The sequence below is a fragment of the Microcoleus sp. OTE_8_concoct_300 genome (assembly GCF_031383065.1).
Lineage (GTDB): Bacteria > Cyanobacteriota > Cyanobacteriia > Cyanobacteriales > Microcoleaceae > Microcoleus.
Window position 1 is genome coordinate 1 of sequence record NZ_JANMZH010000029.1, and the last position, 10,064, is coordinate 10,064.

Sequence of the window (10,064 nt, forward strand, 5' to 3'; positions counted from 1 at the left end):
TGGGCGTCTCGCCCGTCTATAAGGGACGGGCGAGACGCCCATCCCACAGGCTTATGCAAATTATTTAATTCACGATCCTAAGAGAGCACCCAGAGGCCCGAGTTCTTTAAGAAGTCGGGCATCTAACGCAGCAGCTACCGATCAACGTCGCACTAATCCTTAAAAAATGAAAATAATTTGCAGTTTCCAATTGGTATTTTCCCCGACTATCTCAATGCGATCGATAAACTCTCGAAAATAGAACCTGCGTTCCGATTCCGACAAGTCCAGCCAAAATTGGGGAAGAGAAACAGTTTGAGCTGTTTCTCGCAAATTCACTGGCGGCAGTTGGGCTAATTTGCTTTGCAGTTGGGCAATTTCCGTGCGGATTTTGTATGCTCTAAACTCTGCGGTTTCTGTGTCTAAAATGCCGCTTTCAATCAGGGCGGGAAGTTGCTCTAGGATTTCTTGTTTCGATGCGATCGCCCGTTCAGTTCCTGCTTTAATTCCGTTGATATCCGGCATTTGCAGCGCGGCGACAGCAGCGGGTAAATCCCGACAGATTCCTTCAATGGTTGATTGCAATATTTCTTGGTAGGAAAAGCCACTGCATTTAGGCTGCGACAGACAGTTAATCGGCCGCAAATAAAGGTATTCTCTATCTTTGCGGTAGGAGGTGACTTTGGCAACTGTCATGGGGGATTTGCATTCCGCACAAATGGCTAAACCTGCGAGGGAACGCGGGGCGCTGGCGCTGCGGGGAGAAAGGCGGCGGTTGCGGCGCAGCAATCTGTCTATTTGAGCGGCTTCTTCTCTGGAAATAATCGGGACGTGGGTATTAGAAATTACTTGGCCGTTTTGATATTCCAAATCGCCTCGGTAGGCGGGATTTGTCAGCCAGCGGCGGCCTGTGCTGACGGAGATTTTTTTGCTGTATTTTTTGGCTAAATACCGCACGGAACCTCGCAAGGAACCGTAGATTAAAAAGTGTTCAAAAAAGTCTTTGACGGCGGCGGCGGCCGATCGATCGATCGTGTAGCGCTCTTTGCCGCGCCGGTAGCCGTAGGGAGCCTTACCTGGTGGAATCCGGGATTTGATGCGGTTGCGGGCGTGTCCTTTGCGAATGCTCCGGCTGTGTTGGCTGCGCTGGAGTTCTGCGAGGATTTGCAGCAAGTTTTTGCGGTTTCGCGGTTCTGTTTCTGCTTGTACGATGATTTCGACGCCGAGGTTTTCGAGTTGGGCGAGGTGCGAACACACTTGCTGTAATGTGTCGCCGAGTTCCTCAAAGCGCTGAATTAACAGGTATTTGATTGGTTCTGTTTGGCAGTCTTTGAGGAGTTGTTGCAGTTGTTGCCGCCCTCCTAAGTCTTGATATATTCGATCGACCTCTTGACCCCAAATTTCTGGTGCTGGTGCTGCTTCGAGTAGCGGTTCGGTGTAAGAATACGCGATGATTTTCATCTGTTACTCGCTGAGTTCGATGATGTTGCCGTCGGGATCTTGGGTAAATAATGCCGATCGACCTGATGCGCTCATTTGGAACGGGCAGTTGTGAGCAATTAATTGTTGTTTTGCTGCCTCTAAGTTGGCAACCGAAAATGCTAGATGTCTGTTGCGTCCTAATTTTTCCTGGTCTACGGCATCGGGGATAATTGTTGCAGCTAAAATTAGGTGGAGCTGGAAGTCGCCGATTTGATACCAGATTCCGGGAAATTTTAAGTCTCGATCGATTTTTGGCAGTTTTAGTACGGTGCTGTAAAAGTGTTGGGATTTTTCCAGGTTGGAGATGAGTATGGCGCTGTGGAGGGATTGAGTAATTTGCATTTTTGTTGGGTATTTTTTTTTATTTTAACCGCTGATGCAGGCTGATGAGCGCTGATGGACGCTGATTGGTTGATGTTTGTTCAGTTTTGGATATGATAACATTGTCAGTTGCTCTTAACCTATCCAAAAATGTAAATAGGTCATGGGAAAAAACCATAATATAAAATCTGTAATTGTAGGGGCGCGTTTAGTTAGAGTCTATGGTATCAGCGAGTTTACTACTGCCAAACCCGCCCTCTCTCTATGTTATATTTATTTGTACCCACTTACTTATAAATAATGAAAGGCTAACAAGTATTGTTGACTGGCGCGACGGGCGGAGTTTGAGTGTGGGTTCGCGTGGGGGCGAAAAGCAGGTTGGACAATTGGCGGCTTACTGTGCTGCTAAAGCTGGAGTGGTGGCGCTCACAAAGGCGATCGCAGATGAAACAAAAGGTACTAATATAACTGCTAATACTGCCCTCGCCAGTGTGATTGATCCTCCGACAAATTGCTCGGCAATGGGTTCGGAAAATACTCACCAATGGGTGGAACTTCAATCTCTAGCTCAAGTAATTTGCTTTCTGGGTTCGGAAGCTGCCAAAGATGTTCGCGGCGCCGCTATGGCGGTTTACGGCAGCATTTGAAAAGTTAATCAACCTATTGTAAACTGCCCGCTGGGAGTGTTTTTAACAATGGTTTCTCAAAAACGTGCGATCGCGTCCAGAGCGGGCAAATTCCGTCTCCGCAATGTCTTGGTAGTTCCCTTTGTGCTCCAAATTTTGGCTACTGTTGGCTGCGTTGGCTATCTGTCTTACAGAAACGGAGAGCAGATAGTCAACGATATTGTTAGTCAGTTACGGCACGAAGTGAGTGCGAGAGTTTACGAACGTGTCCAAACCTATCTGGAAGCTCCGCCACTGGTGAATCAGATCAATCAGGATGCTTTACCTTTGGGGGTGTTGAACTTTGACGATTTGGAGCAAGCTCGACCCTATTTTTGGAAACAAGTTCTGCAATTTAAATCGATCGGTCACGCGGGATTTGCCAACGAAAAAGGTCAGTACCTGCGTGTGGGTTGGGTAAATCGGCTGGTTGGACTTGAACAACCTCAGCTTGCCCAGCAACTGATTCCCGGGGGTGGCGACTTGATATATTACAACCTTGACGCTGATGGAAACCCCACAAAGATTGACAGAACCACGCCCAATTATGACGTTCGCACGCGCCCTTTTTACAGCGTTGTTGTTGAGAAGAAACAGGCAGCTTGGAGTGAAGTTTATATTAATTTTGGCTACGGTACGCTGCAAATTAATGCGAGTCTACCCTATTACGATGCTGAAGGGAAACTAATTGGCGTGTTGACTTGCCAGATGGGCCTCGATCAAATCCGCCACTTCCTGCAAACCTTAAGCGTGGGTAATTCCGGTCAAGTATTTATCATTGAACCCCAGGGTGAGTTAATAGCCACTTCGGTTAAAGAACAGCCTCTTTCGGTAGGAACTGGCAAAGATACAAAGCGGATTAAAGCACAGGAAAGTAGCAACCCCCTGATGCGTCAAAGTGTGGTTTATCTGCTCGATCGCTTCAAGCGTTTGGAAGACATCGATCAAACTGTTCAACTTGACTTTAAGCTGAACGGTGAGCGGCAATTTATTCAAGTTTCTCCGCTAACTGACAAGTACGGTCTCAATTGGCTGATTGTAGTAGTAGTTCCTGAAGCCGACTTTATGGCGCAAATTTATGCTAACACTCGCAACACCATTTTGCTGTGTATTGTGGCTCTAATTGTCTCTGTTGGAGTGGGTATTCTCACCGCTAGCTGGATTACTCGCCCCCTGAACCAAATTGCTCAAGCTTCAGAATATCTAGCAGGTGGTGCTCTCAACCAGAACGTTGATTCCAGTCGGATTTTTGAAATTAAAACTTTAACAAATTCCTTTAACAGCATGGCGATACAACTGCAAGAATCCTTTGAAACTCTAGAAGATAAAGTCAAAGAACGCACCTCTGAACTCGCCACAGCCACTCAACAAATTGCCGATCTCAACCAACGTCTGAAAGCGGACAACCTCCGCATGAGTTCCGAACTCGATATCCTCAAACAAATGCAGCAGTTAATTCTGCCAAAACCTGCGGAATTAGCAGCAATTGAAGATTTAGATATTGCCGGATTTATGGAGCCAGCCTCGGAATTAGGCGGTGATTACTACGACGTACTTTGTACTAACGGGGTGGTCACGATTTGCATCGGTGATGTCACCGGACATGGCTTAGAAAGCGGTATTTTAATGGTGATGACTCAAGCTGCTGTCCGCACTATTCAAGAAATGCCAGAATCCGACCCTGTGCGCTTTTTAGATACCCTCAACCGCACTATTTATAAAAATGTCCAGCGCATGAACTCGGATAAAAATCTGACGCTAGCTCTGCTCAACTACGCCGATCGCACAATTAGTATCAGCGGTCAACATGAGGAAATTATTGTGGTCAGGAAAGGTGGTGAAATCGAGCGGCTAGACACAATAGATTTAGGATTCCCGCTCGGCTTAGATGAGGATATTTCAGAGTTGATCGGCCATGTTTTAGTAGACTTAGAGCCGGGGGACGGGGTGGTGCTGTACACCGACGGCATCACGGAAGCCAGAAACAGCAGCAAACAATTCTACGGGATCGAAAGACTCTGTGAAGTGGTTTCTCAAAACTGGCATTTGAGCGCCGAACAAATCAAGCAAGCCACCATCGAGGATTTGCGAGAATTTATTGGAGAACAAAAGGTATTTGATGACATTACTTTACTGGTATTGAAGCAACAGGGAAATATTGTGTATAATTTATGATTGACTGTCATCAACCCGGTTTCTAACATCGCTCTTGGATTTAGTCGGGAAGCATCGAAGCACAAACCGGATTTCTCGATCCGCCCGTGTAAGCTGTAGTAATTTACAGCGAGCGAGTGAAACAATTTTGCGCTCCCGGATTCGGGAGGAGAAATTATGAAACCCCAAATAAATGTAGCAGAATTTACATTTCCCGAAAAACTCACTACGCAGCTACAGGATTTGATGCAAAAACTTGAGGAAGTCGAAGAGGAAAAAAATATCTATGAAATTTTAGTAGAAATTATCACGCAACACTCCACGGATCTTGAAAACCAGATGCGTGATAAAAATCAAGAGATGCAGAGTTACATTCAGCAGGTCAAAAAGGTGATAGATGCAGCTATTGCTGTGAAAAACAACAACTTTGAACCCCAGATATTGTCAGATGTGGCAGCGCGTAGTGATGCACTGGGAGAACTGGCACAGGTATTCTCGCATATGGTGGAAACCGTGAAAGCGCGGGAACAGGAATTAGAGAAAATTTTGCAGGGCTATGGGCGTTTTGTTCCCGATGAATATCTCCAATTTCTCGGCAAGCAGAGCATTGTTGATTTCCAGCTTGGAGATCACGTGAGCAAAGAGATGGCAATCATGTTTTCCGATATCCGTTCGTTCACCACGATGGCTGAGCAAATGACTCCTCAAGAAAACTTTGACTTCATCAATACCTATTTACAGCGAATTAGTCCCGAAATTCGCAATCACAACGGTTTTATTGTCAAGTATATAGGAGATGGAGTGATGGCAGTTTTTCCCGAGGGCGTTGATGATGCTATTCAGGCAGGAATTGTGATGCTAGAACAGTTGCAAGAATACAATCAAAGCCGTCAAATAAATGGGTACATACCGCTGAATATTGGCATTGGTATCCATGTCGGTGATACAATGGTGGGAATTATTGGAGACGCGAACCGGATGCAAGCAGATGCGCTATCCGATCATGTCAATCTCACGGCGCGTCTGGAAAGTTTAACTAAGTATTATGGCGTATCTTTATTAATTTCAGGAGATGTGGTACAACGTTTGAGTCAACCAGAAAAGTATCATATTCGATTTTTGGATCGGGCTATTGTCAAAGGTAGACAAGAAGCCATTACTGTTTGTGAGGTGTTAGATGTTGAACGAGAACCACTGCGATCGCTCAAAATTCAAACTGTGCCTATTTTTGAGGAAGGACTCGAACAATATTCTCAGGGAAATTTTGCTAATGCCAAAGTTTGTTTTGAACAAATAGTGGCGATAAGTCCCGCTGATAAACCCAGCCAACTTTACCTAGAACGCATCCAAGCACTGTTAGAAAATAGTATTCCCGCTAACTGGAATGGCGTGTGGAAATTTACCCAGAAGTGACATAAAAAATTAATTAAAGGCAGAAAAATAATGACATCTGGAAGCTTACAAACTGTGACAGAAATCTGTGGAGAATTCATTGACCAATTTCCTCCTGAACACGACTCCCTAGAACTTACTTTTACGCCGAGCTCTCGTCCCATCAAGCAACGCTGGCGCAACAACAGACTTTCGGCTCATTTTGTAGCAGATTATTTGTCCAGCTTTCTACCGATGGACGCAGAGGATGCTAGCAGCAAGAAACGGATTAAACAAAGCAAGGGAGTTGTGAGCTATGTCGCCAACGAACTGTTAGAAAATGCGATTAAATTTAATAAGGATGATACGAATTACAAAGTCAAATTTGGCATACACTTTATTTGTGGAACCGAGGTGACGGCGGTAATTTTTGCCAGTAATACTGTCAATTCTGAAGGGGCGAATAAGTTTAAGGCGTTTATTAAAGAAATTCTGGCTTCCGATCCAAATGAACTTTATTTGCAGCAGATTGAAAAGAATGCTGAATCTGAAAGCGACAGCTCGGGATTGGGATTGCTAACTATGATTAATGACTATTCAGCTAAGATAGGTTGGAAATTCGAGCCAAGGGCAGAAAGTGATACGATCGCTGTTACGACTGTGGTTCAAATTACGGTCTAGTTTCAACCATTTCAATATTTACTCTCTTGTGCGATCGCAGTATTTTACTCAGGAAACCAAAGAATAATGGGCATTCAAGAAATTCAAGGTAAAGATTACAGCATTCAGTACGATCGAGAATCAGTCACAGTCTTTTTCCAAGGCGAACTCAGCCTGGGCGGGCCAGCAGAGTATGCACCCATAGCCGAATTGTTAGATGAGGTTGCAAATGCCGAACCGCCTACTCTTACCTTGAACCTAAAAAACTTGAAATTTGTTAACAGTTCTGGTATCAGTATGCTGTCTAAGTTTGTCATTAGCGTCCGGAAAAAGAAAAATATTCAACTTTTGGTATTGGGTTCAAATGATGTTCTTTGGCAACAGAAATCTCTCAAAAATTTAGAAAAGCTGTTGCCAACTTTGAAGCTAGAATTAGCGTAGGATATGTGTAAATTTTAACTACAGTTAACACAGGCGGGACAGCGATCGTACAATTAACACAGGCGGGACGCCCGTGGCACAATTAACATACATAAATTTGGATGTTTGTAAATTACTTAAGTTTGCTGTACCGGCAGTTCAATGATAAACTCGGTTCCCTTGGAGGGTTCAGACTCGCACCTGAGCGTTCCTCGGTGATTTTCTACTAAGATTTTGTAGACAATAGACAATCCTAAACCAGTACCTTTACCGATTTGCTTGGTGGTAAAAAACTGCTCAAACATTTGTTCTTTTATCTGTGCTGTCATTCCCGCTCCCGTGTCAGCAATCCGCACTCTGACGCGATCGGGCCCAGCTAATTCTGTGGTGATAGAAATTTTTAGCACAGCATTGGGCTGATTTTGTGCTGCCTCGTCCAAAGCATCAATCGCGTTGGTAAGTAGATTCATAAATACTTGATTGAGCTGTCCGGCATAACACTCTACAGCAGGCAATTTTCCATAATTTTTAACTACTTGAATGTCGGGACGGTCTATTTGAGAAGTGAGACGGTTTCGCAAAATTAACACGGTGCTGTCAATGCTGTCGTGCAAATCGCACAGGGTCATGTTACTGTTATCTGTTCGCGAAAAGCTGCCCATAGATTTGACAATTTCGCGAATGCGATTGGAACCCATTTGCATGGAAGACATAACTTTAGGCAAGTCTTCTACTAGAAAATCAAGATCCATATCTTCGATTTGAGCTTTGATTTCGGGACAGGGATTGGGACAGTATTCTTGATAGAGACGCAGCAGATGTAGCAAATCTTGAATATAAATTTCCGCATGGCTCAAGTTGCCGTAAATAAAACTAACTGGGTTATTAATTTCATGGACGATACTAGCCATTAGCGCTCCCAGCGAAGACATTTTTTCTCTGTGGAGGAGTTGAGCTTGAGTTTGTTTGAGTTCGCAAACTGCGCGCTCAAGATCTGCCGCTTGAGCTTCCGCTTGCGCGGTAGCAGCACAACTTTCTTGATAAAGTTCAACCTGTTTGAGGTCGATTTCAAATTGTTCGATGTCGCTTTCTTGCTGGTATTGACTCACCACGGCATCGAAAGCTTCTAGCAATTCGCCGCCTGCTGCTTCGACAATGTACAGCAGATGGGGATTTCCCAGCCTGAGTTCGGCATCGGGAACTTGCACGAATGCTTTAATTCGATCGATATATCCGCGGACTTGTTTGTCTAGATACAGTGGCGCCTCAAAATACATTGCCTCGACGGTTAATGAAGGGCGATTCACTAAGCTGATGCTGCTGCCAGTATTAATTAAGTCGCGATGCGATTTTTCCATAAGCTCGATCGCCTCTAACAAATTCCCGCGCAGTTTTGCTCTTTCTGCAGCATTCTCAGAGCAAACTAACCTCATGCAAAAAAAAGCAGTTCGTTGGGAAAGCATTCGCTGGCGACCGCTGATATTAATTACTGCAGCACTAATTTTTCTGGCTGTCGTAATTTCTTCCAGATTAAAGTAGTTCTTCAGTCTCGCCATTGGTAATGCCCCCGACTCAACTAAATGTCTGTAGCTTTTGCTGACACAAGATTTGAGAGCCATAAAAATTTTTTGTACAATACACTAGCCAATATATTCTATTTTTCATACTAAAGCAGTATACTAAAACACAATTATTTTCAACTTGAAGCTTATCACAATTTTCCGGATTCGGCTTTTTGCACAGTTTTTCTTAATAATCCAAAAATTTACTAATCAACTTAGCCATGATTTGAGCTTGAGTTTGTGGCAACCCGTGAGTGGAATTGGGAATAATTACTAACTCGGCCCCGGGTATCTCGTTGGTGTAGGTTTCACAGTGCCATAGAGGAATTGTTTCGTCGCTATCTGCTGCGATGACTAAGGTAGGAATTTGCAATTGGTGAATTTCTTTTTCTACTGTATCAACTGCGTCTTCCGGTCGCATCCGGCTCATTAAAAATGACCTTGCTACTGGTTGAGACATTAACTCCCTGCGCCACCCGGAAATTTCCTGCAATTTCTCACTTTTTCCAGCTAAACTAGCAAAAGGTTTGGCTAACTGCAAGGCCCAATCCACGGCTGGGGTTTCCCACAGCAGCGGCCGCAAAGCATCATATTGACCGCAAAAACTGTCGTCCCGAATTCCCGCTGGTGCTGCTAACACTAAACTGCTGACAGAATTAGGATATTTTAGGGAATATGCAGATGCCACCCAACCGCCAAAAGAATGTCCGATGATGCAGCATGGTTCGATATTTAGTTGTTCTACAACTTGTCGCACAAAAGCAACTTCTATAGCTACATCGTAGCGGATTTCTGGTTTGCTGGATTCTCCAAAACCCAACATATCTAAACTAATGCACCGAAACTGAGATTGCAATAACTCTATTAAGGGCAGCCAGCAAGTCTTTTCTCCGAAGAAACCGTGCAGCATCAATAAGGGTCTGCCGCACCCGATGTCGAGGTAGGTGGCTGTTTGGCTGGTGCTATTGACAAATGTACTTAATGTGTGCTTTTGTCCTACAAGTGCTTGAGAGTGCATGGGCGATCGACTCCTCAGAGGTAAGATCCATTTGTAAACAATTGTAACAAAACAGCGGTTGAAAGGTTAAACTTCATTACGGAGTAGAGAATTAGAAATAGAGCGTGATAGTCTCTATTATTATTAGAAAATACCCTGAAAACCCTGTGACTTTAGTCCAGGGATGAAAGGGTATGGCAGGATTTATCCGGCCTATCAGATATACCAATTGCACAAATGTCTGGCAAGTGTGCTATCGTCAAAAGAGTCGAAAGTTGCGAATTTTGAGAAATCAAGTATCTAGCTTAACAACAGTACGGATGCTCAAAATAATTAATCACAACCAATACTAAGGTTCTGAACCGATTAAATCGTCAGTAAAAGACGTTAAAACCTACCCCCGGACTGGAGGAAAGTCACGACCGAGGAGCTAGTTGTAAGACTAGGATAGCA

Annotated in this window: 9 protein-coding genes; 5 read left to right on the plus strand and 4 right to left on the minus strand. The window is 44.3% G+C overall.

The genetic code is table 11. The features are described 5' to 3' along the window. Nucleotides 1–159: 159 nt before the first annotated feature. The gene (locus ACUVJL_RS01545; protein WP_445244238.1) at nucleotides 160–1,440 is read right to left on the minus strand and encodes a recombinase family protein; all 1,281 of its coding nucleotides are present in this window, start codon (nucleotides 1,438–1,440) and stop codon (nucleotides 160–162) included. Nucleotides 1,441–1,443: 3 nt separating this feature from the next. Next, nucleotides 1,444–1,803: a VOC family protein gene (locus tag ACUVJL_RS01550; RefSeq protein ID WP_445244239.1), complete on the minus strand. Its 360-nt coding sequence runs from the start codon at nucleotides 1,801–1,803 to the stop codon at nucleotides 1,444–1,446. Between the two features lie 200 nt (nucleotides 1,804–2,003). Between ACUVJL_RS01550 and ACUVJL_RS01555 the strand changes: the two genes are divergently transcribed. The 5 genes from ACUVJL_RS01555 to ACUVJL_RS01575 all read left to right on the plus strand — a co-directional run bounded on the left by ACUVJL_RS01555 (nucleotide 2,004) and on the right by ACUVJL_RS01575 (nucleotide 7,073). Beyond that, complete coding sequence (locus ACUVJL_RS01555; protein ID WP_445244240.1) at nucleotides 2,004–2,429, plus strand: SDR family oxidoreductase; 426 nt, start codon at nucleotides 2,004–2,006, stop codon at nucleotides 2,427–2,429. A gap of 48 nt (nucleotides 2,430–2,477) precedes the next feature. Beyond that, the gene (locus ACUVJL_RS01560) at nucleotides 2,478–4,622 is read left to right on the plus strand and encodes a SpoIIE family protein phosphatase (protein WP_445244241.1); all 2,145 of its coding nucleotides are present in this window, start codon (nucleotides 2,478–2,480) and stop codon (nucleotides 4,620–4,622) included. A 156-nt stretch (nucleotides 4,623–4,778) separates the two neighbouring features. Further along, nucleotides 4,779–6,014 (plus strand): adenylate/guanylate cyclase domain-containing protein, encoded by a 1,236-nt coding sequence (locus ACUVJL_RS01565; RefSeq protein ID WP_445244242.1) that lies wholly within the window; start codon nucleotides 4,779–4,781, stop codon nucleotides 6,012–6,014. 30 nt (nucleotides 6,015–6,044) lie between these two features. Beyond that, complete coding sequence (locus ACUVJL_RS01570; RefSeq protein WP_445244243.1) at nucleotides 6,045–6,653, plus strand: DUF6272 family protein; 609 nt, start codon at nucleotides 6,045–6,047, stop codon at nucleotides 6,651–6,653. Nucleotides 6,654–6,719: 66 nt separating this feature from the next. Beyond that, nucleotides 6,720–7,073: a slr1659 superfamily regulator gene (locus ACUVJL_RS01575; protein WP_445244244.1), complete on the plus strand. Its 354-nt coding sequence runs from the start codon at nucleotides 6,720–6,722 to the stop codon at nucleotides 7,071–7,073. Between the two features lie 116 nt (nucleotides 7,074–7,189). Here ACUVJL_RS01575 and ACUVJL_RS01580 read toward each other — a convergent pair whose 3' ends face one another. Together ACUVJL_RS01580 and ACUVJL_RS01585 are read right to left on the minus strand one after the other, a co-directional pair. Beyond that, nucleotides 7,190–8,671, minus strand: a complete 1,482-nt coding sequence (locus ACUVJL_RS01580) for an ATP-binding protein (protein ID WP_445244245.1) — start codon at nucleotides 8,669–8,671, stop codon at nucleotides 7,190–7,192. Nucleotides 8,672–8,801: 130 nt separating this feature from the next. Continuing rightward, nucleotides 8,802–9,632, minus strand: a complete 831-nt coding sequence (locus ACUVJL_RS01585) for an alpha/beta fold hydrolase (protein WP_445244246.1) — start codon at nucleotides 9,630–9,632, stop codon at nucleotides 8,802–8,804. Nucleotides 9,633–10,064 lie beyond the last annotated feature (432 nt).